Origin of the sequence: Collinsella sp. TF09-1AT, assembly GCF_003436895.1 — a bacterium.
GTDB lineage: Bacteria > Actinomycetota > Coriobacteriia > Coriobacteriales > Coriobacteriaceae > Collinsella.
Genome location: NZ_QSRC01000008.1, coordinates 60,317 through 85,804, shown reverse-complemented (window position 1 = coordinate 85,804; position 25,488 = coordinate 60,317). Strand labels below are relative to the sequence as shown.

Annotated in this window: 23 protein-coding genes; 19 read left to right on the top strand and 4 right to left on the bottom strand. The window is 60.9% G+C overall.

All coding sequences use genetic code 11. The annotated features are described in order from the left end of the window. Window position 1: 1 nt before the first annotated feature. The 3 genes from DXC90_RS08095 to DXC90_RS08085 all read left to right on the top strand — a co-directional run bounded on the left by DXC90_RS08095 (window position 2) and on the right by DXC90_RS08085 (window position 2,806). Window positions 2–1,045 (top strand): sensor histidine kinase, encoded by a 1,044-nt coding sequence (locus DXC90_RS08095; RefSeq protein ID WP_117735527.1) that lies wholly within the window; start codon window positions 2–4, stop codon window positions 1,043–1,045. 178 nt (window positions 1,046–1,223) lie between these two features. Further along, window positions 1,224–1,514, top strand: a complete 291-nt coding sequence (locus DXC90_RS08090; RefSeq protein ID WP_082435520.1) for a helix-turn-helix domain-containing protein — start codon at window positions 1,224–1,226, stop codon at window positions 1,512–1,514. Next, entirely contained in the window at window positions 1,514–2,806 is a 1,293-nt protein-coding gene (locus DXC90_RS08085) for a HipA domain-containing protein (protein ID WP_117735526.1), read from the top strand. The genes DXC90_RS08090 and DXC90_RS08085 overlap by 1 nt, the downstream gene beginning before the upstream one ends. Before the next feature lie 98 nt (window positions 2,807–2,904). On the opposite strand, the gene DXC90_RS08080 is transcribed toward DXC90_RS08085, so the two are convergent. Then, window positions 2,905–3,342, bottom strand: coding sequence for a universal stress protein (locus DXC90_RS08080; RefSeq protein ID WP_055251269.1), 438 nt, complete (start codon window positions 3,340–3,342; stop codon window positions 2,905–2,907). Between the two features lie 246 nt (window positions 3,343–3,588). On the opposite strand from DXC90_RS08080, the gene DXC90_RS08075 reads away from it, so the two are divergent. Both DXC90_RS08075 and DXC90_RS08070 read left to right on the top strand, forming a co-directional pair. After that, window positions 3,589–4,566 (top strand): undecaprenyl-diphosphate phosphatase, encoded by a 978-nt coding sequence (locus DXC90_RS08075; protein ID WP_117735525.1) that lies wholly within the window; start codon window positions 3,589–3,591, stop codon window positions 4,564–4,566. A 293-nt stretch (window positions 4,567–4,859) separates the two neighbouring features. Next, the gene (locus tag DXC90_RS08070) at window positions 4,860–7,760 is read left to right on the top strand and encodes an ATP-dependent helicase (protein WP_117735524.1); all 2,901 of its coding nucleotides are present in this window, start codon (window positions 4,860–4,862) and stop codon (window positions 7,758–7,760) included. A 535-nt stretch (window positions 7,761–8,295) separates the two neighbouring features. On the opposite strand, the gene DXC90_RS08065 is transcribed toward DXC90_RS08070, so the two are convergent. Continuing rightward, window positions 8,296–9,228 carry a type I phosphomannose isomerase catalytic subunit gene (locus DXC90_RS08065; protein ID WP_370446341.1) on the bottom strand — a complete coding sequence of 311 codons (933 nt, stop codon included), beginning with the start codon at window positions 9,226–9,228 and terminating at the stop codon, window positions 8,296–8,298. Window positions 9,229–9,303: 75 nt separating this feature from the next. After that, on the bottom strand, window positions 9,304–10,023 hold the full coding sequence (locus DXC90_RS08060) for a GntR family transcriptional regulator (protein WP_117735522.1): 720 nt from the start codon (window positions 10,021–10,023) through the stop codon (window positions 9,304–9,306). 304 nt (window positions 10,024–10,327) lie between these two features. Here DXC90_RS08060 and DXC90_RS08055 point away from each other — a divergent pair, with 304 nt between their 5' ends. The 7 genes from DXC90_RS08055 (at window position 10,328) to nhaA (ending at window position 17,859) form a co-directional block, all read left to right on the top strand. After that, the gene (locus DXC90_RS08055; RefSeq protein WP_117735521.1) at window positions 10,328–11,728 is read left to right on the top strand and encodes a glycoside hydrolase family 1 protein; all 1,401 of its coding nucleotides are present in this window, start codon (window positions 10,328–10,330) and stop codon (window positions 11,726–11,728) included. 120 nt (window positions 11,729–11,848) lie between these two features. Continuing rightward, complete coding sequence (locus DXC90_RS08050; RefSeq protein WP_117735520.1) at window positions 11,849–13,201, top strand: PTS sugar transporter subunit IIC; 1,353 nt, start codon at window positions 11,849–11,851, stop codon at window positions 13,199–13,201. Between the two features lie 153 nt (window positions 13,202–13,354). Next, entirely contained in the window at window positions 13,355–13,657 is a 303-nt protein-coding gene (locus DXC90_RS08045; RefSeq protein ID WP_117735519.1) for a PTS sugar transporter subunit IIB, read from the top strand. Between the two features lie 9 nt (window positions 13,658–13,666). Then, window positions 13,667–13,999, top strand: coding sequence for a PTS lactose/cellobiose transporter subunit IIA (locus tag DXC90_RS08040; RefSeq protein WP_199406653.1), 333 nt, complete (start codon window positions 13,667–13,669; stop codon window positions 13,997–13,999). A gap of 240 nt (window positions 14,000–14,239) precedes the next feature. Further along, window positions 14,240–15,193: an ROK family protein gene (locus tag DXC90_RS08035; RefSeq protein WP_231501530.1), complete on the top strand. Its 954-nt coding sequence runs from the start codon at window positions 14,240–14,242 to the stop codon at window positions 15,191–15,193. 119 nt (window positions 15,194–15,312) lie between these two features. Then, window positions 15,313–16,236 (top strand): manganese-dependent inorganic pyrophosphatase, encoded by a 924-nt coding sequence (locus tag DXC90_RS08030; protein WP_117735517.1) that lies wholly within the window; start codon window positions 15,313–15,315, stop codon window positions 16,234–16,236. A gap of 264 nt (window positions 16,237–16,500) precedes the next feature. Further along, on the top strand, window positions 16,501–17,859 hold the full coding sequence (gene nhaA / locus DXC90_RS08025; protein ID WP_117735516.1) for a Na+/H+ antiporter NhaA: 1,359 nt from the start codon (window positions 16,501–16,503) through the stop codon (window positions 17,857–17,859). Window positions 17,860–18,018: 159 nt separating this feature from the next. On the opposite strand, the gene DXC90_RS08020 is transcribed toward nhaA, so the two are convergent. Beyond that, complete coding sequence (locus DXC90_RS08020) at window positions 18,019–18,273, bottom strand: hypothetical protein (RefSeq protein ID WP_055251249.1); 255 nt, start codon at window positions 18,271–18,273, stop codon at window positions 18,019–18,021. A gap of 150 nt (window positions 18,274–18,423) precedes the next feature. On the opposite strand from DXC90_RS08020, the gene DXC90_RS08015 reads away from it, so the two are divergent. From DXC90_RS08015 to DXC90_RS07985, 7 genes are all read left to right on the top strand, one after another. Next, window positions 18,424–19,728 (top strand): aminotransferase class I/II-fold pyridoxal phosphate-dependent enzyme, encoded by a 1,305-nt coding sequence (locus tag DXC90_RS08015; protein ID WP_117735515.1) that lies wholly within the window; start codon window positions 18,424–18,426, stop codon window positions 19,726–19,728. A gap of 67 nt (window positions 19,729–19,795) precedes the next feature. Continuing rightward, entirely contained in the window at window positions 19,796–20,110 is a 315-nt protein-coding gene (locus DXC90_RS08010; protein ID WP_117735514.1) for an STAS domain-containing protein, read from the top strand. A 153-nt stretch (window positions 20,111–20,263) separates the two neighbouring features. Continuing rightward, window positions 20,264–20,863, top strand: a complete 600-nt coding sequence (locus DXC90_RS08005) for a twin-arginine translocase TatA/TatE family subunit (RefSeq protein WP_158550247.1) — start codon at window positions 20,264–20,266, stop codon at window positions 20,861–20,863. Next, window positions 20,863–21,654, top strand: a complete 792-nt coding sequence (tatC, locus tag DXC90_RS08000) for a twin-arginine translocase subunit TatC (protein WP_022093860.1) — start codon at window positions 20,863–20,865, stop codon at window positions 21,652–21,654. The genes DXC90_RS08005 and tatC overlap by 1 nt, the downstream gene beginning before the upstream one ends. A gap of 6 nt (window positions 21,655–21,660) precedes the next feature. Next, entirely contained in the window at window positions 21,661–22,017 is a 357-nt protein-coding gene (hypA, locus tag DXC90_RS07995; RefSeq protein WP_117735512.1) for a hydrogenase maturation nickel metallochaperone HypA, read from the top strand. A 35-nt stretch (window positions 22,018–22,052) separates the two neighbouring features. Further along, the gene (hypB, locus tag DXC90_RS07990) at window positions 22,053–22,736 is read left to right on the top strand and encodes a hydrogenase nickel incorporation protein HypB (RefSeq protein ID WP_055251237.1); all 684 of its coding nucleotides are present in this window, start codon (window positions 22,053–22,055) and stop codon (window positions 22,734–22,736) included. Window positions 22,737–22,790: 54 nt separating this feature from the next. After that, window positions 22,791–25,382 carry a DNA topoisomerase I gene (locus DXC90_RS07985; RefSeq protein WP_117735511.1) on the top strand — a complete coding sequence of 864 codons (2,592 nt, stop codon included), beginning with the start codon at window positions 22,791–22,793 and terminating at the stop codon, window positions 25,380–25,382. Window positions 25,383–25,488: the final 106 nt, after the last annotated feature.

Here is a 25,488-nt window from a genome sequence, read left to right as displayed (position 1 = left end):
CATGTCGTTTGGCAAGTTCTTTAAAGACGCGTTGCTGCCCGTTGCCGTGTGGACGTGCGGCGTGCTACTGAGCTGCTTTGTGCTGACGGTGGCCGGCGCCCCCGCATCCATCGTGATCGTGGCGGTTGGCGTGTCCTTTATCTTTGGCGTACTGGGTATCGTGATCGAATATGCGCGCCGTCGCCGCTTTCTGCACCAGCTGGAGCGTGCGGCCGAGGAGCTGGAGAGCCCCGCGTGGGTGCAGGAGATGGTGCAATGCCCAACCTATGCCGAGGGCGAGCTCGAGTACGAGGTTCTGCGCCGGGTGGGCAAAGCCGCTTGCGATGAGGTTGCCGAAGGCCGGCGTCAGACCGATGACTATCGCGACTATATCGAGAGCTGGGTCCACGAGGCCAAGCTGCCCCTGGCGGCAGCCCATCTGATTTTGGAAAACTTGGACGGCAGCGAAGACGACCTGTCGCGCGTGGATGACCTGGGCCGCGAGCTGGATCGCGTGGAACGCTATATCGACCAGGCGCTGTACTATGCGCGCTCGGAAGTCGTGGAGCGCGATTACCTGATTCGCCGCTGGGATCTTAAGACCTTGGTGGCGGGTGCGATTAAGGCCAACGCGCGCGAGCTCATTGCGGCGCACGTGGCTCCGGTGTGCGAGAACCTCGATTTCGAGGTCTTTACCGACGAGAAGTGGCTCGAGTTTATCCTGGGCCAGCTCATTCAGAACAGCATTAAATATGCGTGCGAGGACGGCGCGAAGATCGTGTTTTCGGGCGCGTTGCTGGACGAGGGCTTGGCAAGCGAGCGCATTGAGCTTGCCGTCGCCGATAACGGCTGCGGCGTGTGTGCGGCAGACCTGCCACGCGTGTTCGAGAAGGGCTTTACCGGCGACAATGGCCGCACCACCAAGCGTGCAACGGGCATCGGCCTCTACCTGGTGGCGCGCCTGTGCTCCAAGATGGGCATCGACGTCACCGCAGCGTCCGACCCCGGCGAAGGTTTTGTCGTAACGTTTGCCTTCTCGACGAACAAGTTCCAATACTTTGAGTAGCCGGCCCGTATGGCGCGGCCGATCGGAATCTTCCCGTCTGGGAACAAACCGGGGGCTTTTAACAACTATATTCCTGAACGGGAACATTGCTAATGAAGTCGATACTATATTCTCGTACATGAACATAGCTTAGTAGTTTTATACTGTGTTCACGAATAGGAATATAGCTAGGAGCATCATGAGAACAGTGACAACGATTAAAAAGCTGGATGGGCGCATCAAGCTCAAGCCGTCAGAAGCTGCTTTCTCGGAGCGCATGGTTTTCGATCCGGCCGAGATGGGGAAGGCCCTCAGGCTCAGAAGGCGTGAGCTTGGCTTAACTCAACGTGACGTCGCGACTATGACGGGTCGCAGCCTTCGTGTGATCGGTGATATCGAGCGGGGGCGGACAACGGTCGAAATTGGCGTCATTTTCGACTACGCCTCCATCGTGGATATCGATTTTATTCTGAAGGTGAGGGGAAAATAATGGATGGCGCACTGTTCGTTCATCGTGAGTTTAATGGTTCCTACCAGCTGGTTGGCGTATTAGAGGAAAACGCCGGGCTTCCGATATTCGCCTATGACCCCAAGTATCTCGAGAGTGCTGATGCGGCCCCGATTTCGGCCTCGCTGCCTTTGTCGGCCGAGGCGTTCAGCCCGGACGTAACGGGCTCCTTTTTCTCTGGCATCATTCCAGAGGGGCAGCTTAATAGGGACCTCGAGAAAAGGGCGCGAGCGGAACGCGGAGATTACTTTAAGGTGCTCGATTTGGTCCGCGATGAACCCGTCGGCGCTCTTGTTTTGACGCGAGAGCCTTCGGCCGAGGGTCTCGAAATGGGCTATGAAGAGATAGATGGGGAGCGGCTAAGCAGGCTGGCATACGCACCGGCGGAGGTTGCTTTTGACTTAGCGCTAGAGAGTCGAATCTCCCTTGCGGGTGCTCAGGCGAAGGTTGGCCTTTACCATACGGGCGATGACCCGTGCGGCGGATGGTACCTGCCTCATGGAGCGGCTCCATCTACGCACATCCTCAAGGCGGGGTCGAAAACGTTTCCGGGCGAGACGGTGTGTGAAGCAATGTGCGTTAGAGCCGCATCTCTGATGGACCTATCGGCCGAAGAATGCTTTCTAATCCGGGTTGAGGACGCCGAGCCGATTATCGCTGTGAAGCGATTTGATCGAGTAACGTCGGATGACGGACGCTCGGTTGATGGATTGCCAATTCCATATCGTTTGCACCAGGAAGATGTTTGTCAGGCCAAGGGTATCTCGCGTGAGCTTAAATATGAGCCGACGGGCGTCAATTATCTGGGACTTATCGTCGATGCGGTGCGAAGGGTGTCGACTAATCAAATGGAGGATAGGTTCCTTATCGGCTATAACCAGCTGTTCGATTATGCCGTAGGTAACTGCGATAACCATCTTAAGAACTGGTCGCTCGTGTGGGACGAAAGTTGGAAACAAGTGAGGTTGGCGCCGCTCTATGACGTGCTGTGCACAACGGTTTACCCCAGCCTTGTTCGCGAGATGGGCGTCTCGTTTGGTGGGAGCCGGAAGATCGACGATGTAACGCGCGGATCGGTGATGAACCAAATGATCGAGGCGGGTTTGCCCGCGGGAATCGTTGCCGGGATGATAGCCGACACCTGCAATGAGGTTCCAGACGCACTAAGAGACGCCGCGCGCGGTCTCAAAGAAGATGGTTTTCCCGAGGCGGAGGTAATGTTCGAGAAGATCATTCCAGAAGTACAAGCCCGTCTAAGCAGGATCGCCTCATAACAAAACGTGCCGGCCCCATCGGGGCGGCACGCCATCTTTCTTATCAGCCAGCTCGCTGAAGTAAGGCTGCGAAGGCCCCGCGGCCGGTGGGAGCAACGCTACTTCACGACCAAGATGTCGCAGTCGGTGTTGCGTAGCAGGAACGTCGAAATCGAGCCCAGTAGCGCATACTTGATCGAGGACAGGCCGCGGGCGCCGCAGAGCACCAGGTCGGGCTTGACCACGTCGAGCATCTCGTCTTTGAGCGTCTCGCGAATACGACCGGCGCGGATCATGACCTCGACCTCGGGAATATCAGGATTGGCCTTGGCCTCTTCGAGCTGCTTGGCGATGGAGTTGTTAAATGCCTCCTCCAGACCGTTGACCAGATCGACCGGATAGGAACCGGCGCTCTCGAGCGCCGTGGAATCGATAACGTGGCCGATAATCAGCTTGGCACCGTTGTTTGCGGCGACCTTGATGGCGCGTGCGAGCACAAAATCCTGCTGCTCAGTACCGTCGAGTGAAACAAATACCTTGGTGTAGCCCTCGTTCATGGTTTCCTCCTTGGTCTATCGCACGGGCGCTGGGCTCGTGCATCGGGCGGGCGCGGATGCGTGGCCGCCGGACACTTTATCTTGTTGCAGTTATACCCAAGGATTTGGGTTTGACCGCTCGCAATTCTGTGAACGGGCGAGTTTTTTGGTAAGGGTAGGCGCAGACGCGCCCGTACGGTTGATAATGGGATATCGCCCGCACCGTCCGCAGAATAATATCGGCGGGTGTCTAACGAGGGGGTCCCTTTGGATATCATCGAGCTTCTAAAATCTGCCTTTATGGGCCTGGTCGAGGGCATCACCGAATGGCTGCCTGTTTCGTCGACTGGTCACATGATCTTGGTGGACGAGTTCGTCAAGATGAACGTGAGCGAGACGTTCTGGAATATGTTCCTGGTCGTGATCCAGCTTGGCGCCATTTTGGCCGTCTGCGTCCTGTTCTTCTACGACCTTAACCCGTTTTCTCCCAGCAAGGGCAAGGAGGGCCGTCGCGACACCTGGGTGCTGTGGGGCAAGATTGTGCTCGGCTGCATTCCCGCCGCGGCAATCGGTCTGCCGCTCAACGACTGGATGGAGGAGCATTTCTACAATGCTCCCGTCGTGGCACTGGCGCTCATCGTATACGGCGTGCTGTTTATCGTGATCGAGAACTGGCGCGCGAGCAAGCGCGAACAGGCTGCTCTTGCCGGTTCGTTTGGTTCTCGTGCCGTGACGTCGGGTGGGCGTCCCGCTGGCGCACACTTTGCCGCACCCGCTGCGACTGCCGCTGCAGACGACGATGACGATAACCTGGACTTTGGTTCCATCGCTACGCTCGAGGACCTGAGCTGGAAGACCGCACTGGGCATCGGTTGCTTCCAGGTGCTCTCGCTGGTGCCGGGTACGTCGCGCTCTGGCTCCACCATCATCGGTGGCCTGCTTTTGGGCTGCACGCGTTCGGTGGCGTCCAAGTTTACGTTCTTCCTGGCCATCCCTGTCATGTTTGGCGCGAGTGCGCTCAAGCTGGTCAAGTACTTTATTAAGGGCGGTACGTTCGGTGCCAACGAGGTCGCTATCTTGGGCGTGGGCTGCGTTGTGGCCTTTGTGGTTTCGCTCATCGCCATCAAGTGGCTCATGGGCTTCGTTCGCCGTCACGACTTTAAGTGCTTCGGTGTTTACCGCATCATCCTGGGCATCGTAGTGCTCGCATACTTCTTCGTTCTGGAGCCTATGCTCGGCCTCTAACTCAGCTGTCGTTGCGCGACGGCCAGAGCGACAACTTGTCATTCAAAGAGGGTGGCATGACCAAAAGGTCTATGCCGCCCTCTTTTCATGTCAATTTGTTCGCTCTGGCCGCCGCTCGCTACCGTTGCCGTGACATCGGTGGCTCCGTGATTGGTCCAATGGGGTCAGGTTTGGCGGCGGCGCACGGAGTCGTGGTGTGATTTGCGTCGGTGTCCGTGCGGCTCGGTATACTGGTACGGCTCAAACTATGGCGCTGCCCGCAGGCGCGCCGTCCGTCAGATGAGGAGTCGCCCATGACCCAGCCCTTGCCCTGGGAAAAGAACACCGCGGTACCCGTGCCGCCCGCGCCGGAACCCGTGCCACTCGATGCATACGCCGCCCCCGCCGCGCCGGAACCCGAACTTGTCCCGCTCGACATCTACGACGCTCCCGCGCCGGCTCCTGCGCCCGCAAAGCCGCTTGTCGACATCGACAGCCTTAATCCCGCCCAGCGCGAGGCGGTCCTCACCACCGAGGGCCCGCTGCTGGTCCTTGCCGGCGCCGGCTCGGGTAAGACCCGCGTCCTGACCTTCCGCATCGCGCATATGCTCGGCGACCTGGGCGTTAAGCCTTGGCAGGTGCTTGCCATCACGTTTACCAACAAGGCCGCGGCAGAGATGCGTGAGCGTCTGGCGGCGCTCATCCCCAGCGGCACCCGCGGCATGTGGGTATGCACGTTCCACGCCATGTGCGTGCGTATGCTGCGCGAGGACGCCGACCTGCTGGGCTACACCGGTCAGTTCACCATCTACGATGACGATGACTCAAAGCGCATGGTGCGCGATATTATGCAGGCGCTCGGCATCGAGCAAAAGCAGTTTCCCATTAACATGATCCGCAGCAAGATCAGCTCGGCCAAAAACGCCATGATCGGGCCCGAGGACATGCTCAAATCCGCCGACAGCCCCAATGACAAAAAGGCCGCGCAGGTCTACCTGGAGCTGGAGCGCCGCCTGCGTGCTGCCAACGCGATGGACTTCGACGACCTGCTCGTGCGCACGCTCGAGCTGCTGCGCACCCGCCCCGAGGTGCTCGACAAATACCAGGAGCGCTTCCGCTACATTAGCGTCGACGAGTATCAGGACACCAACCACGTCCAGTACGAGATCGCCAACCTGCTGGCCGCCAAGTACCAAAACCTCATGGTCGTGGGCGACGACGACCAGTCCATTTACAGTTGGCGCGGCGCCGACATCACCAACATCCTGGACTTTGAGCAGGACTTTAAAAACTGCAAGACCGTTAAGTTGGAGCAAAACTACCGCTCCACGGGCCATATCCTGAGCGCCGCCAACGCCGTGGTGCGCCACAACTCGCAGCGAAAGGACAAGCGTCTGTTTACGGCCGAGGGCGATGGCGAGAAGATCCAAGCCTTCCAGGCGAGCGACGAGCGCGACGAGGGCCGCTGGATTGCCGGCGAGATTGAGAAGCTGCATGCCAAGGGCACGAGCTACGACGATATCGCCGTGTTCTACCGCACCAACGCCCAGTCGCGTATTCTCGAAGATATGTTCCTGCGTGCGGGCGTGCCCTACAAGATTGTCGGCGGCACGCGATTCTTCGACCGCGCCGAGATCCGCGATGTCATGGCTTACCTCAAGATGATCGTGAACCCGGCCGACGAGATGAGCGTCAAACGCGTCATCAACACGCCGCGCCGCGGCATCGGTTCCACCTCGATTCAAAAGATCGAGCAGCTGACGCGCGACAACCGTTGCTCGTTCTTCCAGGCCTGCGAGATTGCGACAGCCGAGACGGGCATGTTTAGCGCCAAGGTGCGTAATGGCCTGTCGAGCTTTGTGGCGCTGGTGCGCGAGGGCCGTCGCATGGACGGCGAGCTCAAGGACGTCGTCGAGATGATTGTCGATAAGACGGGCCTGCTGCGGGCTTTTCGCGCCGAGGGCACCATGGAATCCGAGAGCCGTGCCGAGAACATCCAGGAATTCCTGGGCGTTGCCGCCGAATTTGAGGAGACGCACGAGGATATTGAGGGTACGCTCGAGAGCTTGGAAGAGCTGCGCGCGGCTGGCGTTGCCGATGTGCCGGCCGGCGCTGAGCCCGAGCCCGTTGTGGTGAGCGCACCTGCGCCCGAGCCGGGACCCTCCGCCCCGGCATCTTCGTTTGAAGCGCTTGTCGGCGCGCGCGATGCCGCGGGCACCAATCCGCTCGATAGCTTGGCCACTCCGGCACTCTCGCCGCAGGACGCCTTGGCCGCTGCCATCGCGGGCAACGCATATGCTGCGCCGACGCAGCTGCCGGCGGGTGCCGTGCATGCCGATGAGATTGAGCGCACCTATGGCCCGCTTACCTGCAAGGCGCTGCCGGCGCTCATGGAGTGGCTGGCCCTACGTTCCGACTTGGATTCCCTGGCCGGCGAGACGCATGCCATCACCATGATGACCATCCACTCCGCAAAGGGCCTGGAGTTCCCGGCGGTGTTCGTGGCCGGCATGGAGGAGGGTATCTTCCCGCATGTGCACGACTTTGGCGGCAGCGATGATCCGGGCAAGCTCGAGGAGGAGCGTCGCCTGGCCTACGTCGCCATCACGCGTGCCCGTAAGCGCCTGTTCTTGACCTATGCGGCCACGCGCCGTACGTACGGCTCAACTTCTGCCAACCCGCGCTCGCGCTTCCTCAACGAGATTCCGTTTGAGGATATCGAGTTCAGCGGTATCGGTTCTGCCGGTTTTGAGGGCACGGGCTGGGAGAAGCGCGGCGACCGTCGCGGCACCTTTGGCTCGGGCATGGGCTCGGATATGTACGGCGGCAAGGTGTTTGGCTCGCATACGCGCTCGACCGGCGGTTCCGCCTCGCGTGGCGGATCGAGCTTCGACGATTTCTTTGGCGGCAGCAGTTATGGGACCGAGCGTCATCGCGGGGTCTCGCCCGACGCCGGCCGTGTCGCCTCGACCTTTGGCTCGGGTGCATCGCGAGCCAAAAAGCCGTCGTCCAAGGTGTCGCCGACGGTGGAGCGCAAGGTCGATCGCGCGAGCGCGTCGCAGGACTTTGCCGCGGGCGATACCGTGAGCCACAAGACCTTTGGCACGGGTACCGTGATCTCGGTCGCCGGAGACATGATCGAGGTTCAATTCGAAAAGACCGGCCAGACCAAAAAGCTAATGAAGGGCTTTGCACCTATAGTGAAACTGACCTAGGCGGCTTTCCCAGGCACGGCACCTCGGCCTTCAATCGTCGGGCATGACCTCAAGGTCTATGCCCTCCTCTTTCAGGCCGATCTGCCGCACCTGGAAAACCCGTACATCCGGCTGGCGGGCACGCCGGGGGCTTTGGTCGCCTGCTCGGGCAGTCCTGCGCAAGACGGAGAGCACATTAAGTGCTCTCCTTTGCGTGCGGAACTCGCGACCGATGTTGCCCTATACGCCCACCCAGGTCCTCAGGTAACGTTGCTTGCGAACAACGCTCTGCTCGTTCGCTTTTTGGTCTGGAGAGCCGGGTGGGCTGATAAATGGATATGAGTAGGGGCTCCCCCGTTGATGGACGGGAGAGCCCCTTGTTGCTTTTAGGTTGTTGCTGCTGTCCAGAGGTTCGCCGGGATGGGCGCGGGGTTTGGTCGATCGCGAGTTCCGCACGAGCCGGAGAGCACTTAATGTGCTCTCCGTGCGAGCAGGACTGCCCGAGCAGGCGATCAAACCCCGCGCCCATCCCGGCGAGCACTTGGGGACCGGTGGCTTACAGGTGCGAGATGATTAGTTCCATTTTGCCTTCGAGGTCGATGGAGGTGACGGTGCTGGGGGCTAGCAGATGGCTTCCCTTGTGGACGGGGTCGCCGCAGACGGTGCCTTCGCCGTCGATGACCGACAGGCACATGAAGGGCCAGCGCTGGTCGAGGGTCTTGCTGCCGTCGACGCGTACGCGATCGACGGTGTAGCAGGGGTTGGACTCGAGCTCGGTCACGCCGTCGACCTCGGGTGCGGTCACGGTGCCGTCGGTCGGCGCCTGAACGTCAAAATCGATGCAGTCGAGGCTCTGCTCAATGTGCAGCGGGCGCAGCTTGCCGTCGGTGCCGGGGCGGTCGTAGTCGTACAGGCGATAGGTCACGTCGCTCGACTGCTGCGTCTCCAAAATGAGCGTGCCGGTCTTGATGGCGTGCACGGTGCCGGAGTCAATCTGGAAAAAGTCGCCCTTGTGGATCGGTAGCACGTTGAGCATGTCGTCCCAGCGGCCGTCCTCGATCATCTGTGCTGCCTCGGCGCGGTCCTTGGCGCGCTGTCCGACGATGATCGTGGCGCCGGGCTCGCAGTCCAGCACATACCAGCACTCGGTCTTGCCCAGGCTGCCGTTCTCGTGCTCGGCGGCGTACTCGTCGTTGGGATGAATCTGGATCGAAAGATCGTCCTTGGCGTCCAGAATCTTAATAAGCAGCGGGAACTCCTTGCCCTCGCAGTTGGCAAAGAGCTCGCGGTGCTCGGCCCACAGCCACGACAGTGTGTGGCCGGCATACGGGCCTTCCGCAATTTGGCAGTCGCCGTTGGGATGGGCCGAGATGGCCCAGCACTCACCGATGGGACCCTCGGGAATGTCGTAACCAAATACGGTTTCGAGCTGGCGGCCGCCCCAGATCTTCTCGTGGAAGATCGGCGTCAGTTTAATCAAATCGGACATGTTCATACTCCCATGGTGTTGCGCGGCCGCCCGCTCTAAACGAGCTGCAACGAGCGTCCGCATGACTACAAAAACCTATGCCAACGTTACGTTGTGCAGCTCAAAGCGGTCGCCAACATTGCGCGAAATCGAATGCTCAAAGGCGGTGCCGCTATCCAAAAAGCCAATCTGGTTGAGCTCGAGCAGGGGGGAGCCGGGTTTGGTGTCCAGGCGCTCGGCCTCTTCCTCGGTAGCCGCTACGGCACGGATGGTGCGGTGGAAGCTCGAGATCTTCAGCCCGCACTGCTCGCGGATAAAGCTATAGATCGATCCGTACAGGTCCTTCTTTTTAAGGCCCGGAATCAGCTCGAGGGGCATGTAGGTGTACTCGATAACGATGGGCTTCTCGTCAACCTGGCGCACGCGCACGATGTGGTAGGCAAAGTCATCCTCGGCAATTCCCAGCTGGGCAGCGACGTCCGCCGGTGGATTGACAATCGAGAAATCGTAGACCACCGAGGTCACCTTCTCCCCGCGGTGCTCATACGAAAAGCCCTGGGCACGGTCGTTCTTGCCCTGGAAAAACGCCTTGCCGGGAAGTCCCGCCGTGTCCTTAACGTAGGTGCCCGATCCGCGCCGGCTGGTAACAAGACCTTCCTCGGTGATCTGTTCGATAGCTCGTTTGACGGTGATTTTGGAAACGCTATAGAGCTCGCAGAACTCAACGACGGTGGGCAACTTGTCGCCCGGCTTTAGAGCGCCGTCCTCGATGCTTCGACGGATATCTGCAGCTATTGCCTCGTATTTGGGAATCATGGAACCTCCTTTCTGACATACATAAATACATAAGTAAGTATAACCCGCAACGAGGCACCCATATTACTTTTATAAAAGAAGTTCGAGAAAGAAAAAAGAAAAAAACGCTTTACTTATAAAATTAGAGCGCTATAGTTGTAGCCAACAAACGGAACCCTACCGCACGGCAGGACCGACCGTTTGGGGACGGCTTTGTTTTGGCGGGCTGGATATCCGGATAACCGGTGCGCGCCCGCGCCGGATAACCTGCCAAGGCAAACCTGTCTCCAACCGGAAGCTCTAGAACACGAAAGCGAGGACTTCGATGGCACAGTATCAGCTGCCCGGCGACTTCTTCTTTGGCGCCGCTATGTCCGGCCCGCAGACTGAGGGTCAGTGGAACCAGGGCGGCAAGCTCGAGAACCTGTGGGACACTTGGTCCATCCAGGATCTGGATTCGTTCTATAACCGCGTTGGCTCTTATGCCGGCAATGACTTTATGGCCAAGTACCAGGAAGACCTTCGCATTTTGAAGGACTTGGGCCTGGATACCTACCGCACCTCCATCCAGTGGAGTCGTCTGCTCGATGCTAACGGCAATCTTAATGAGGAGGGCGCCGCGTGGTACCACGAGCTGTTCCGCGCCTCTCGCGAGGCCGGCCTGGAGCCGTTCGTCAACCTGTACCACTTTGACATGCCCACCCACTTCTTTGACCGCGGCGGTTGGGAGAGCCGTGAGGTCGTCGAGGCTTACGCCCATTACGCCGACGTTGCCTTCCGCGAGTTTGGCCAGGAGATCAAGTACTGGTTCACCTTTAACGAGCCCATTGTCGAGCCCGAGCAGCGCTACCAGGAGGGCGTGTGGTTCCCGCAGCTCCATGACTATAACCGCGCTCGCACCGCGCAGTATCACATCTCGTTGGCGCACGCGCTGGCCGTGGCCAACTATCGCCGTGCCTATGACGAGGGCGCCGTTCGCGCCGATGCCAAGATTGGCATGATCAACTGCTTTACCCCGGTCTACACCAAGGAGAACCCCAGCGAGGCGGACCTCGAGGCCGTGCGCATGACCAGCGGTATCAACAATCGCTGGTGGCTCGACCTTATTACCAAGGGCGAGCTTCCCGCCGACGTGCTCGACAGCTTGGCCGAGGGCGGCGTTAGGCTCCCGTTCCGTGCCGGCGACCATGAGATCCTCAAGCAGGGCGTTGTCGACTGGCTCGGTTGCAACTACTACCACCCCACGCGCGTTCAGGCTCCGGCGAGCAAGATCGACCAGTACGGTCTGCCGCACTTTGCCGACGAGTACGTGTGGCCCAACGCCGTTATGAACAAGAGTCGCGGCTGGGAGATCTACCCGCAGGGTCTCTACGACTTTGGCATGGACTGCGCTAAGAATTACCCCGATCTTGAGTGGTTTGTATCCGAGAACGGCATCGGCATCATGGACGAATACAAGAACCGTGACGCGGAAGGGACTATCCAGGACGACTACCGCGTCGACTTTGTGCGCCAGCACCTGGAGTGGGTCGCCAAGGCAATCGCCGAGGGCGCCAAATGCCGCGGGTACCATTATTGGGCCGTCATCGATAACTGGTCTTGGGCCAATGCCTTTAAGAACCGTTACGGCTTTGTCGAGGTCGACCTCATGGATGGCTACAAGCGTCGCCTTAAGAAGTCGGCAGCTTGGCTCAAGCAGGTCGCAACGACCCACGTGGTCGACTAGCGACCGGGCAAACGCCCAGACCGCGCGCCGCCGCGCGCAAAACATGGCACATCTGGTGGCAGAGGGCGACAGACCACCGTGCGCATAGGAAAAGGCCGGATTTGAAAGTTAGGAGCAATCATGGCCAGTGACAACGGAAAGAGCTTCCTCGACAAATTTGCCGAGGTCTCTGCGAAGGTGGGAAACCAGGTTCACCTGCGTTCCCTGCGCGATGCCTTCGCAACCATCACGCCGCTCTATATCCTTGCGGGTATCGCGGTTCTTATTAACAATGTCGTGTTCCCTCTGTTCCCGCTCGATGCGGCGGGTCTTGCCAACCTCCAGACCTGGGGTTCGGCAATTACGCTGGGCACCCTCAACGTCTCTGCCATTATCCTGGCCGGATTGATTGGCTACAGCCTCGCTAAGAACGAGCGCTTCGATAACCCGCTTGCCTGCGTGGTCGTCGCAATCTCCGCTTTCGTCATCATGATGCCGCAACAGATCACCGCCACGCTTGCCGCCACGAGCCCGCTGCTCACCGACAAGATCACCTCTGCCGAGGTCACGGGCGCCCTTTCGACTGCCAACACCGGCACCAACGGTCTGTTCGCGGCTATTATCATCGCTCTGCTCTCCGTTACGCTCTTCATCAAGATCTCCGGCGTCGAGAAGCTCAAGGTCAAGCTGGGCGAGGGCGTGCCTCCCGCGGTCTCCAACTCCTTTAACGTCATGATCCCGATGCTGCTCAACCTCTCTATCTTCGCTGTTGCCGCAGCCCTGCTCGCCGTGTTTGCCGGCACCGATCTGTGCACCATCATCTCCACGTGCATCTCCAACCCGCTCAAGAGCATCATGAACGCCGGCCCGTGGGCTGTCATCCTCATCTACACCCTTGCGAACCTGCTGTTCTGTGTCGGTATTCACCAGTCCACCATCTCTGGCGCTACCGTCGAGCCGATCCTGACCATGCTCATCGTCGACAACATGGCTACCTTCGCCGCCGGCGGCACCATCCAGCCCGATCACTACATGAACATGCAGATCGTCAACAGCTTCGCCCTCATCGGCGGCTCGGGCTGCACCCTCATGCTCCTGCTCGACACCTTCCTGTTCTCCAAGAACAAGGCTTCCAAGACCGTTGCCAAGATGGCTATCGTTCCTGGCCTGTTCAACATCAACGAGCCGGTCATCTACGGTTACCCTGTCGTGTACAACCTGCCGCTCATGATTCCGTTCGTGCTTCTTCCCGACCTGTTCATCGGCATCACCTATGCTCTGACCTGCGCGGGCATCATTAGCCCCTGCATTGCCCAGGTGCCTTGGACCATGCCTCCCGTTATCAACGCCCTGCTTGCCACTGGCTTTGACTGGCGCGCCGGCGTGTGGCAGGCCCTCGAGCTTGTCATCGGAATGGCTGTCTACCTGCCCTTTATGAGGATCTCCGAGAAGGCCATCGCCAAGCAGGAGGCCCTTGCCGAGCAGAACGCTTAAACGTCGTTCTCCCTTTCACCGTTGCGGGCGCCGGTACGCGGTGCCGATGCCCGCGGCTCTCTCCTTGTGTAAAGACGCAGGGGGTGGGCACAATAGCCGCAAGGAATAAAACCAGTTGTCGTCTGCGCGCCGCGCAGTTATAAGGAGAAAACCATGAAGAAGATCATGCTTTGCTGCAACGCCGGCATGTCCACGAGCCTGCTGGTCCAGAAGATGCAGTCTGAGGTCGCGAGCCGCGGTCTGGACATCGAGGTCGAGGCTCGTCCCATGAACGAGGCCCACGATCACCTGGACGAGTGCGATATCCTGCTGCTCGGTCCGCAGATTGGCTACACCAAGGGCGATTTTGAGAAGGAGGCCGCCGGCCGTTTCCCGGTCGAGGTCATCAACATGGTCGATTACGGCCGTATGAACGCCGCCGGCATCATCGACCACTGCGTCAGCGTGATGGGCTAGGTGCAGCACATGGAGGATATGAACGAGCTGCAGATGACCTGCTTCGAGATCATCAGCTACGTTGGCACCGCCAAGAGCATGTACATCAATGCCGTGCAAAAGGCCAAGGAGGGCGATTTTGACGCCGCCGAGGAGCTTATCAAGCAGGGTGACGAGGCTTACAACGGTGGTCACGATGTTCACATGGGGCTCCTTAAAAAGGAGGCCAATGGCGAGCGTAACGGCGAGGCCCCGCTGATTCTGCTGCATGCCGAGGACCAGATGGCAGGCACCGAGACCATGCGCGTCATGGCCACGGAGCTCATCGAGGTCCACAAGCTGCTGCAGGCGCGTACGGCCTAGTCGGCGTTATCGCCGCGACGGACCGTTCGGCCCACCAGACAATTCAGTCCCTTTCACGGGCGCCGGGAGCCTCCGTCTCCCGGCGCCTTTATATTTGGCGAAGGCCTTGCGCGAGCTGATGAGCGGGCGTCGCATTTTCCCAGATAAAACCTGCCAAAACAAACCTGTCCTTTTTTGGCAGGTTTTTGCCTTGGGAGCGGTACCATACAGGCAATGTTTAAACGAGAAAGGCGGGCTCCCATGGAACCTAAGCAGTACTACATCGGCATCGACGTCGGCGGCACTTCGGTTAAGGAGGGCCTGTTCGATGAGGACGGCAACCTGCTTGCCAAGGCCAGCGTACCCACGCCTCCCATCGTTGACGCTGCGGGCTTTGCCGCGGTGACCGAGGCGATCGACCAGGTGGTCGCCAAGGCGCAGATTCCGCGTGCCTTTGTGGCTGGCATTGGCCTGGCCGTTCCGTGCCCCATCCCGGCCTCGGGCGATGCCAAGGTCAAGGCCAACATTGCCATTAACCTGCCCGAGCTTAGGATCGCCATTCAGGAGCACTGCCCCGACGCGGTCGTTAAGTACGAGAACGATGCCAACGCTGCTGCCATGGGCGAGGCCTGGCTCGGTTCTGCCAAGGGCGTGCAGAATGTGGTGATGGTCACCATCGGTACCGGCGTGGGCGGCGGCGTTATCGTCAACGGCGACGTGGTGTCGGGCGTTGTGGGCGCCGGCGGCGAGATTGGCCACATGTGCCTGAATCCCGACGAGGAGCGCACCTGCGGCTGTGGCGGCCATGGCCACCTGGAGCAGTATTCCAGCGCCACCGGTGTGGTGAGCAACTACCTAGCCGAGTGCAAGAAGGCGGGCGTCGAGCCCATCGAGCTCACCGGCCCCTCCGATTCCAAGGACGTGTTCCAAGCTTGCCGCGAGGGCGACAAGCTTGCGCTGGCCGCGGCTGATACCATGGCCGATTATCTCGGTCGCGCTCTGGCGCTTATCGCCAACGTGGTCGACCCCGAGATGTTCCTGATCGGCGGCGGCGCCTCCGCCTCGGCCGACGTCTACCTCGACAAGGTCCGCGAGCACTTTAAGCACTACGCGCTTTCCGCCTCGCGCGAGACGCCCATTGAGGTCGCCTCGCTCGGCAACGACGCCGGCATCATCGGCGCCGCCTACGTAGCCCTGCGCGCCGCCGGCAAATAGCTGGTGCGAGGGGGACAGACTTGCCCCAAATTGCGCCGGCGCCCTTCCGTCTTATAGGGTCCGGCGTTCGCGTGCTACCATAGCTACGTCCAAGTACACATATCAAGTGGAGGATATCCATGGCAAACGTTCTTGTCTTTGGTCACCAGAACCCCGATAACGACGCCATCATGAGCGCCGTCGTCCTGTCCCAGCTGCTCAACCAGGTTGAGTATGCCGGCAACACCTATGAGGCCTGCGCCCTGGGCCAGCTTCCGGCCGAGTCCGCCAAGCTGCTCTCCGACGCCGGCATTGCCGAGCCCCGCGTGATCGAGTCCGTCGAGGCCGGTCAGCTCGTCGTCCTCACCGACCACAACGAGTCCGCCCAGTCCGTCGCCGGCCTTAAGGACGCCACGGTCTTTGGCGTCGTCGACCATCACCGCATTGGCGATTTCGAGACCGCCGGCCCGCTGCACTACATCTGCCTGCCTTGGGGCTCCAGCTGCACCATCGTCACCAAGCTCGCCGGCGTGCTCGGCGTCGAGCTTTCCGACGTCCAGGCCAAGCTGCTGCTCTCGGCCATGATGACCGACACGCTCATGCTCAAGAGCCCCACCACCACCGATGTCGACCGCGCCGTCGCCGCCAAGCTCGGCGAGCAGGTGGGCGTCGACCCGGTCAAGTTTGGCATGGAGGTCTTCCTCACCCGTCCGTCCGGCTCCTTCACCGCAGCCGAGATGGTCGGCAACGACATCAAGATGTTCGAGCCCGCCGGCAAGAAGCTGCTCATCGGCCAGTACGAGACCGTCGACAAAAGCCGTGCGCTTGGCATGATTGACGAGATCCGCGAGGCCATGCGCGCCTACGCCGCCGAGAAGGGCGCCGACGGCATCGTCCTGTGCATCACCGACATCATGGAGGAGGGCTCGCAGGTCCTGCTCGAGGGCGAGACCGATGCCGCTCAGAAGGGCCTGGGCATTGCCGACGAGCACGACGGCGTCTGGATGCCGGGCGTCCTTTCCCGCAAGAAGCAGATCGCTGCCCCCATCATGGCCGCCTGCTAGGTTTTGCAACCTGCTCACGACCGGATCGCGGATGCTCCGCGCTCCGGTCGTTTTTTGTGCGCGGGACCACGTCGCCTATTGGACAGGGGCGCCCGTGCCGTTGAACAAATAATGTTCAACCTGTGGTTCCGCTTTTCGGCCGCGCTCGCGCGCTTGTCGCGCAGGGTAGGCTAGATGCAAGCGTAATACGTTGGAGCGCGGCGTCGCCATTTGGGCGGGCCGTGCTTTTTTAAGACGGGAGCCTTCCCGTGAAAGGAGCCGCCCATGGCAGCACCCGAGCAGCTGTTCAACACCCGTGAGCGCAAGCGTTTTGAGCGTCACGACATTTGGGAGCGCATTGCCGAGAACGGCACGATTTCCGCCGCCGTCATGGTGATCGCAGCCATCGCCGCGGTCATCTGCGCCAACACCGATGCCTACGAGGCTATTCATCACTTTTTGGAGACCCCGCTGTATGTGGGTCTTGGCAGCCTTACGGCTGGCCTTACCGTCGAGGTCTTTGTCAACGACTTTCTCATGGCGATCTTCTTTTTGCTGGTGGGCATCGAGCTTAAGTACGAGATGACGGTCGGCGAGCTCAAGAATCCGCGTCAGGCCATGCTTCCCATGCTGGCGGCCGTGGGCGGCGTCGTCGTTCCCGCCTGCATCTACCTGATCTTTAACCATGCCGGCGCGCACAACGGCTGGGCTATTCCCATGGCAACCGATATCGCCTTTGCGCTGGGCGTGCTATCGCTTTTGGGCAACCGCGTGCCCAACGGCGTGCGCGTGTTCTTCTCGACGCTCGCCATCGCCGACGATCTCATCTCCATCGCCGCCATCGCCATTTTCTACGGTCAGAGTCCCAACCCGTTTTGGTTGGGCGCCGCCGCGGTTGTGACCTGCGCGCTCGTGTGGCTCAACAAGACGCAGCACTACCGTCTTGCCCCGTATTCGGTGCTGGGTCTGCTGCTGTGGTTCTGTATGTTTAAGAGTGGTGTGCACGCCACGCTCGCCGGCGTCATCTTGGCCTTCACCATTCCGGCCAAGTGCGGTGTTAAGCTCGATAGCCTTACCGACTGGCTGGGCGAGTGCCTGCCGTTGCTCGACGACCGCTACGACGACGAGGCGCACATCCTGGGTCAGCACGACTTTACCGTCTCGACTACCAAGGTCGAGCGCGTCATGCACCGCGTGACTCCGCCGCTCATCCGCATGGAGCGTCTGATCTCCACGCCGGTCAACTTTGTGATTCTGCCGATCTTCGCATTTGTCAACGCGCAGGTTCGCTTGGTGGGTGTGGACATGAGCACGCTGCTTTCCGACCCGGTGACGCTCGGCGTGTATTTTGGCATGCTGCTGGGCAAGCCGATTGGCATCTTTGGCATGACGTTTGCCCTGGTTAAGCTCAAGATCTCCGAGCTGCCGCGCAACGTTAACTGGCACATGATTGCCGGCGTGGGCATTCTGGGCGGCATTGGCTTTACCATGTCGATTCTCATAAGCGGCCTTGCCTTCCCGACGGCTCAGTTCGAGGTCCTGGCTGCCAAGGCTGCCATTCTCGCTGGCTCTGTCACCGCGGCCGTGCTGGGCATGATCTACATGAGCGTGGTCTGCAAACACCCCGCGCCCAAGGACGAGTAAAAGCGCATACAAGTTTGTACAAGTTTAAAAACGCCGCCTGTGAACACCATCACAGGCGGCGTTTTAGTCACTGGGTAGTCGTTGGGGACAGACTTAAATGACTACCCAAGTGCCGGCAGGTTGGGACTACTCATTTAAGTCTGTCCCCAATGAGTGGTTCTATTCCACGGTGCCGTAGACGGCGCCCCAGCCGTGGGCGGCTAAGGCGGAGTTCAACTGGTCGCAAAGTGACTGGCGGTCGTAATAGCCGGGCGGCAAAAGGTTCACGATCTCCATGAGGTCGGGCGCCAGGTCCAAGATTTCGGCCTGCACGATTAGGTCCAGGCGGTCGATGGCGTGGCGGTCGTAAAACAGCCCGTCGATCAGGCGCTGCAGGTCGCCGAATTCCTCAGCCCTAAACGAACCGTATTCCATAATGCCTCCTTAGGCGCCCCACGCCGGCATGCGCGGCGATGTCGTAATTCATTGCGATGAACTTAATCTATCACGGCTTCATAACGTTACGGCGGTGGCGGTCTATACTTAGACGAACTGCAACGTCCCGCTTCGCGAAAGGTCGCACCCATGCAGACGATCTACCAGAAGATGGAAACCACCGAACTCGATGCCGCCATCGAGGCGCTCAAAGCCGAGGTCGCCGAGGTCAAGGCCAAGGGTCTGGCACTCGATATGGCCCGCGGCAAGCCGTCGCCCTCCCAGGTGGACATCTCGCGCCCCATGCTCGATATCCTCAATGCCGACGCCGATCTGCACGACGGCAACGTCGACTGCTCCAACTACGGCTGCTTTGAGGGCATTCCCTCGGCACGCAAGCTGGCAGGGGAGTTCCTAGGTTGCCCCGCCGAGCAGACGCTCGTGTTGGGTTCGTCGAGCCTGCTGATCGAGCACGATATTGCCGGCATGTTCTGGCGTTGCGGCTCGTGCGGCAGCGAGCCTTGGGATGCCTACGAGGCCGCGCACGACGGCAAGAAGGTCAAGTTCCTGTGCCCGGTTCCCGGCTACGATCGCCACTTTGGCATTACCGCCGACCTGGGTATCGAGAACGTCCCCGTCGCGATGACCGAGGCCGGCCCCGACATGGATGAGGTCGAGCGTCTGGTTGCCGCCGACGACTCCATCAAGGGCATCTGGTGCGTGCCCAAGTATTCCAACCCCACGGGCATCACCTTTAGCGAGGACACCGTGCGCCGCCTGGTCGAGATGCCCACGGCCGCGCCCGATTTCCGCATCTTCTGGGACAACGCCTACTGCGTGCACGACCTGTACGACGAGACCGACGAGCTTGCCAATATCTTTGACCTCGCTCGCGCGGCGGGCACCGAGGACCGCGTGGTGGCTTTTGCCTCGACGTCCAAGATTACCTTCCCGGGCGCCGGCATCGGCTTTATCGGCGCGAGCCCTGCGGTCATCGCGGAGTTCTCCAAGCGCCTCAAGGCCGGCTTGATCAGCGCCGACAAGCTCAACCAGCTGCGTCACGTGCGTTTCCTTCCCACCATTGAGGCGGTCAAGGAGCATATGAAAAAGCATGCCGAGTTTTTGCGCCCGCGCTTTGAGGCCGTTGAGCGCAAGCTCACCGAGGGTCTGGGCAACACGGGTTGCGCCACTTGGGCGCATCCCCGCGGCGGCTACTTTGTGAGCTTCGATGGTCCTGAGGGCTCGGCCCAAAAGGTCGCCGCGCTTTGTGCCGATCTGGGCGTCAAGCTCACGCCGGCTGGTGCCACCTGGCCCTATGGCAAGGACCCGCGCGACACCAACATCCGCATCGCGCCGAGCTATCCCACGGTCGAGGACCTGGAGGCCGCGCTCGACGTACTGGTGCTGGCCGTCAAGCTCGTCGCTGCCGAGATCGCGCGTGCCGAGCGCGCCTAGCGCGCAGAGCTCTGCAAGTCCGCGCCGCGTACTTTTCCGCACTTTCGATACGCAAAGGAGCGTATACATGGATTTGGGTATTTCCACCAACCCCACGCCGGAGCTCTACACCATTAAGGTGACCGGCGAAATCGATATCTCTAACGCCGACAGTTTGCGTAACGCCATCGACTTGGCGCTTGAGCAGCCCACCGAGGCCGTTGAGCTCGACTTTGCCCAGGTGAGCTATATCGACTCGACGGGCATTGGCGTGCTTGTGGGCGCCGCGCACCACGCAGCCGATCATGGCAAGCGTTTTAGCTGCGCCAACGTGCAACCCCCGGTGATGCGCGTGGTTCAGCTGCTGGGTGTCGACCAGGAGATTTCGATCACGGCCGCATAAGCCCTGTCCCAAAAGGGGCGTGCCGTTTGGCATATGTTTGTGATGCGCTCGAACGTTTTGGCGTCCGGGCGCTATACTTGATCGAATGAATAGACGAGTTCCGGCCGAATGGCGCGGTGCGGGCTCGACTCACATCGAGCCTTGGAGGTATGTGTGTTTGGTATTGGAGAGGGTGAGCTGGCAATCATCGTGGTCTTCGGCTTTTTGCTGTTTGGCCCGGATAAGCTCCCGCAGATGGGCCGCACGATCGGCCGTGCCATCCGTCAGTTCCGCGAGACGCAGGAAAAGATGACGGCAGTTGTTCAGTCCGAGATTATCGATCCGGTAAGTGAGGCCGCTTCGGCGCCGGTCAAGCCCAAGAAGGCTGCTGTCGATGACGATTCCGATGCGGATGAGGATGCCATCGAGACGGCCGCGCCCGCAAAGAAGGAGACCTTTGCCGAGCGTCGCGCCCGCCTTGCCGCCGAGAAGGCCGCGAGTGAGGGTGCTGCTGAGGGCGAGGCTGCTGCCGAGGAGACGGAGGCCGAGGGCGCTGGGCCCGCCGCTGCTGTGTCCGCTGCCGATGCTGCCACTGCCGCCGTCGAGCCCGAGCCTGCCGCAGAGCCCGAGCCCGAGCCGGCAGAGCCCACGACGGCCGACCTCTACGCCCGTCGTCCCCGCAAGCGCAAGGCCGTCGTCGACCAGCTCGCTCGTGAGCTTGAGGTCGAGGACGAAGCCGCTGCCGCCGACGCCCCGAAGGGAGGCGATGAGTAATGCCTATCGGACCTGCGCGCATGCCGCTCTTCGATCACCTGGGAGAGCTCCGTCGCCGCCTGACCATCGTGGTCGTATCGGTGTTTGCCGCCGCCATCGTGCTGTATTTCGCCACGCCCGTGGTGCTCGATATCCTGGAAGACCCCATCCGCTCGTTTGTGCCGGACGGTAAGTTCTACATCACCACCACGCTCGGCGGCTTTGGCCTGCGCTTCTCGCTGGCCATCAAGATGGCCGTTGTCATGTGCACGCCCATGATCATCTGGCAGATCTTGGCGTTCTTCCTGCCGGCGCTTCGCCCCAACGAGCGCAAGTGGGTCGTGCCCACGGTGCTCGCTTCGACGGTGCTGTTCTTCCTGGGTGCCATCTTCTGCTACTTCATCATCATTCCTGCGGGCTTTGAGTGGCTCATCGGCGAGACCTCTGCCGTCGCAACTGCGCTGCCCGATCTGGAGAACTACGTCAACATGGAGCTGCTCTTTATGATCGGCTTTGGTGTGGCGTTTGAGCTGCCGCTCATCATTTTCTACCTGTCCGTTTTCCACATCGTGTCCTACGCGGCTTTCCGCGGCGCCTGGCGCTACGTGTACGTGGGCCTGCTCGTGGGCTCGGCTGTGATCACGCCCGACGGCTCGCCCGTCACGCTGGGCCTTATGTACGGTGCCCTGCTTTCGCTCTACGAGATTTCGCTCGCCATCGCTCGCGTGGTCATTACTGCGCGCGAGGGCAAGGAGGGCCTGTTCGTGAGCCGTCTGGACCTGTTCTCGGACGACGAGGACGACGAGGAGTAAATCGGTATGCACGAGGTTGGCATTGTCAACGGCATACTCGATACAGTGATTCGCGCGGCGCGTGGGGCGGGGGCCTCGCGCGCCGTTTTGGTAACGCTGCGTATCGGGGATATGACCGAGGTGGTGCGCGAGGCGCTCGACTTTGCGTGGGAGACGTTTCGCGACGAGGACCCGCTCACGCGAGGCTGCGAGCTTTCCGTGGAGGAAGTCCATCCACAAAGCGAGTGCCTGGACTGCGGCGACGTCTTCGACCACGATCGCTTCCACTGTCGCTGTCCCCAGTGTGGTGGTGCCAACGTGCGCCTACTGCACGGCCGCGAACTCGACATCGCAAGTATCGAAATCGAAACCCCCGACGATTAGCCGTCACCAAATGGCAGAAGTAAGGAGTGCCGAGTATGGCCGAGAAAACGATTGATATCGCATCGCCGATCCTGTCGCGCAACGAGCGTCTGGCAGACCAGCTGCGTCAGCGATTTAATGAGGCAGGCACCTATGTGATCAATGTGCTGTCGAGCCCCGGTTCGGGCAAGACCACCACGATCCTGGGCACCAACGAGCGCCTGCGTGACAAAGCCGGCCTGCGCTGTGCCGTCATCGAGGGCGATATCGCCTCGGACGTCGACGCCATCATCATGAAGGAAGCCGGCATGCCCGCCATCCAGATCAACACGGGTGGTCTGTGCCACCTCGAGGGCAACATGATCATGGAGGCCGTCGACGCCTTCGACCAGGCTGTGGGTTTGGAAAACATCGACGTCATCTTTATCGAAAACGTTGGCAACCTGGTCTGCCCGGTCGACTTTGACCTGGGCGAGAACCTGTCCATCATGATTCTCTCGGTGCCCGAGGGCGACGACAAGCCCATCAAGTACCCGGGCATCTTCCAGCACGCCGGCGCGCAGCTGCTCAATAAGGTCGACGTGGCCCCGGCTTTCGATTTTGACATGGATAGGTATACTAAGACACTCGATGACCTCAATCCGCAGGCGCCGCGGTTTGCCGTGAGCGCGCGCAAGGGCGAGGGCATGGATGCCTGGTGCGATTGGCTCATCGGGCAGATCGAGCAAGCAAGGGCGTAAGTCGGCCGCCATAAGCGCGGGCGCAGCCGCAGAGACATGAGATAGGAGCCTCTTTTGAAGCTCATCATCGCCGAGAAAAACGACGCCGCGCGCCAGATCGCCGAGCGTCTGTCCACGGGCAAGCCCAAAAAGGACAAGGTGTACAACACCGCCATCTACCGTTTTGAGTGGAAGGGCGAGGAGTGCGCGACGATCGGCCTTGCCGGTCACATCCTCGCGCCCGATTTTTGCGACAGCGTGCTGTTCGATAAAAAGCTGGGCTGGTATTCGGTCACCGAGGACGGCGAGATGCTGCCGGCCGACATGCCCGATGGCCTGGCACGTCCGCCCTACGACACCAAGCGCAAGCCGTTCCTTGCCGACGGTATCTCCATCAAGGGCTGGAAGCTCGAGAGCCTGCCTTATCTCACCTGGGCGCCCGTTATTAAGCTGCCGGCCGAGAAGGAGCTCATTCGCTCGCTCAAGAACCTTGCCAAGAAGTCCGACAGCGTCATCATCGCTACGGACTTCGATCGCGAGGGCGAGCTGATCGGTTCGGACGCCCTCAACAAGGTGCGCGAGGTTGCGCCCGACTTGCCGGTTGCCCGCGCTCAGTATTCTTCGTTTACCAAGGCCGAGATTACGCAGGCCTTCGATAACCTTGTCTCGCTCGACCAGAACTTGGCCGACGCTGGCGAGAGCCGTCAGCATATCGACCTCATTTGGGGCGCGGTGCTCACGCGCTACCTGACGCTCGCCAAGTTTGGCGGCTTTGGCAACGTGCGCTCCGCCGGCCGCGTGCAGACGCCGACGCTTGCCCTGGTGGTCGAGCGCGAGCGCGAGCGCATGGCGTTTGTGCCCGAGGACTATTGGCAGATTCGCGGTATGGGTGCCGCGCAGGGCGCCGCCGAGGACGACCGCTTTAAGATCGCGCACAAGACGGCGCGTTTTACCGATAAAGATGCTGCCGAGACGGCATACGGCCACGTTGACGGCATCAAGACGGCAACCGTCGCCGCGGTGACGAAGCGCTCGCGCAAGCAGCAGCCGCCCACGCCGTTCGCGACCACCTCGCTGCAGGCAGCCGCTGCGGCCGAGGGCATATCGCCCGCACGCACCATGCGCATCGCCGAGTCCCTCTACATGGCGGGTCTCATCAGCTATCCGCGTGTCGACAACACCGTGTACCCCGCGACGCTCGATCTGGGCGCCGTGGTAAGCGACCTGGCAAAGATCAACCCGGCGTTGGCGCCCGTGTGCAAAAAGGTGCTCGCCGGCCCCATGAAGCCCACGCGCGGCAAGGTCGAGACCACCGACCACCCGCCTATCTATCCCACGGGCGAGGGCGATCCGTCCACACTCGATGGCGGCCAGCGCAAGCTCTACGACCTCATCGCCCGCCGCTTCCTAGCGACGCTTATGGGCCCCGCAACCATCGAGAACACTAAGCTCGAGCTCGACGTGAACGGTGAGCCGTTCGTGGCTTCGGGCGACGTGCTCGTGACCCCGGGTTTCCGCGAGGCCTATCCGTACGGCCTTAAGCGCGATGAGCAGATGCCGCCGCTTGAGCAGGGCGATACGGTCGACGTGTTCGACATTAAGCTCGAGGCCAAGCAGACCGAGCCGCCCGCTCGCTACAGCCAGGGCAAGCTCGTGCAGGAGATGGAAAAGCGCGGCCTGGGCACCAAGTCCACGCGTGCGAGCATCATCGAGCGCCTGTATGCCGTGCGCTACCTCAAAAACGACCCCGTGGAGCCGAGCCAGCTGGGCATCGCCATCATCGACGCGCTGTCGCAGTTTGCCCCGCGCATCACGAGCCCCGATATGACCAGCGAGCTCGACGGCGATATGACTCGCGTGGAGCGTGGCGAGGACACCGAAGAGCATGTCGTGACGCACTCGCGCGCGCTGCTGGCCGGCGTGCTCGACGAGCTGCTCAAACATACGCAGGAGCTGGGCGACGCCATCAGCGACGCCGTCACGGCCGATGCGCGCGTGGGCGCCTGCCCCAAGTGCGGCAAGGACCTGGTTATGAAGACGAGCGCCAAGACCCGCGGCAGCTTTATCGGCTGCATGGGCTGGCCCGACTGCGACGTGACCTATCCGGTGCCGAGCGGTGTCAAGGTGAGCCCGCTCGAGGGCGAGGCCGCCGTGTGCCCCGAATGCGGCGCGCCGCGCATTAAGTGCCAGCCGTTCCGCCAGAAGGCCTTCGAGATTTGCGTGAACCCCACGTGCCCCACCAACTACGAGCCTGACCTTAAGGTGGGCGAGTGCAAGGTGTGCGCCGAGGCCGGACGCCATGGCGACCTGATCGCGCACAAGAGCGAGAAGAGCGGCAAGCGCTTTATCCGCTGCACCAACTACGATGACTGCGGCGTGAGCTATCCTCTGCCGGCGCGCGGTAAGCTCGAGGCGACGGGTGAGACCTGCCCCGAGTGCGGCGCCCCCATCGTGGTGGTCAACACGGCGCGCGGTCCGTGGCGCATCTGCGTGAACATGGACTGCCCGACCAAGGAGAAGAAGCCCGCCCGCGGCCGCAAAACCACAACCAAGGCGAGCACGGCGAAGAAGACAACGGCGGCCAAAAAGACGACGGCCAAAAAGACAACCGCCAAGAAGTCGACGGCGAAGAAGTCGACTGCCAAGAAAGCGGCTACCGACAAGTAGCGGCGCAGTCGAAACATCGCCCTAAAAAACGAGCGAGGACCCTGCGATCCTCGCTCGTTTTTTGACCGGCAGTCAGGGACGTTCCTTTTCTGCCGGCAGTTTAGGA

Coding starts and splice junctions, on each gene's coding strand:
- DXC90_RS08045 (WP_117735519.1), top strand. CDS start 13,355: ATGAAGAAGATCATGCTTTGCTGCAACGCCGGCATGTCCACGAGCCTG.
- hypB (WP_055251237.1), top strand. CDS start 22,053: ATGGCCGAGAAAACGATTGATATCGCATCGCCGATCCTGTCGCGCAAC.
- DXC90_RS08010 (WP_117735514.1), top strand. CDS start 19,796: ATGGATTTGGGTATTTCCACCAACCCCACGCCGGAGCTCTACACCATT.
- DXC90_RS08060 (WP_117735522.1), bottom strand. CDS start 10,023: ATGATTCCCAAATACGAGGCAATAGCTGCAGATATCCGTCGAAGCATC.
- DXC90_RS08095 (WP_117735527.1), top strand. CDS start 2: ATGTCGTTTGGCAAGTTCTTTAAAGACGCGTTGCTGCCCGTTGCCGTG.
- DXC90_RS08040 (WP_199406653.1), top strand. CDS start 13,667: ATGGAGGATATGAACGAGCTGCAGATGACCTGCTTCGAGATCATCAGC.
- nhaA (WP_117735516.1), top strand. CDS start 16,501: ATGGCAGCACCCGAGCAGCTGTTCAACACCCGTGAGCGCAAGCGTTTT.
- DXC90_RS08085 (WP_117735526.1), top strand. CDS start 1,514: ATGGATGGCGCACTGTTCGTTCATCGTGAGTTTAATGGTTCCTACCAG.
- DXC90_RS08070 (WP_117735524.1), top strand. CDS start 4,860: ATGACCCAGCCCTTGCCCTGGGAAAAGAACACCGCGGTACCCGTGCCG.
- DXC90_RS08050 (WP_117735520.1), top strand. CDS start 11,849: ATGGCCAGTGACAACGGAAAGAGCTTCCTCGACAAATTTGCCGAGGTC.
- DXC90_RS08090 (WP_082435520.1), top strand. CDS start 1,224: ATGAGAACAGTGACAACGATTAAAAAGCTGGATGGGCGCATCAAGCTC.
- DXC90_RS08055 (WP_117735521.1), top strand. CDS start 10,328: ATGGCACAGTATCAGCTGCCCGGCGACTTCTTCTTTGGCGCCGCTATG.
- DXC90_RS08030 (WP_117735517.1), top strand. CDS start 15,313: ATGGCAAACGTTCTTGTCTTTGGTCACCAGAACCCCGATAACGACGCC.
- DXC90_RS08015 (WP_117735515.1), top strand. CDS start 18,424: ATGCAGACGATCTACCAGAAGATGGAAACCACCGAACTCGATGCCGCC.
- DXC90_RS08065 (WP_370446341.1), bottom strand. CDS start 9,228: ATGTCCGATTTGATTAAACTGACGCCGATCTTCCACGAGAAGATCTGG.
- hypA (WP_117735512.1), top strand. CDS start 21,661: ATGCACGAGGTTGGCATTGTCAACGGCATACTCGATACAGTGATTCGC.
- DXC90_RS08020 (WP_055251249.1), bottom strand. CDS start 18,273: ATGGAATACGGTTCGTTTAGGGCTGAGGAATTCGGCGACCTGCAGCGC.
- DXC90_RS08035 (WP_231501530.1), top strand. CDS start 14,240: ATGGAACCTAAGCAGTACTACATCGGCATCGACGTCGGCGGCACTTCG.
- tatC (WP_022093860.1), top strand. CDS start 20,863: ATGCCTATCGGACCTGCGCGCATGCCGCTCTTCGATCACCTGGGAGAG.
- DXC90_RS08080 (WP_055251269.1), bottom strand. CDS start 3,342: ATGAACGAGGGCTACACCAAGGTATTTGTTTCACTCGACGGTACTGAG.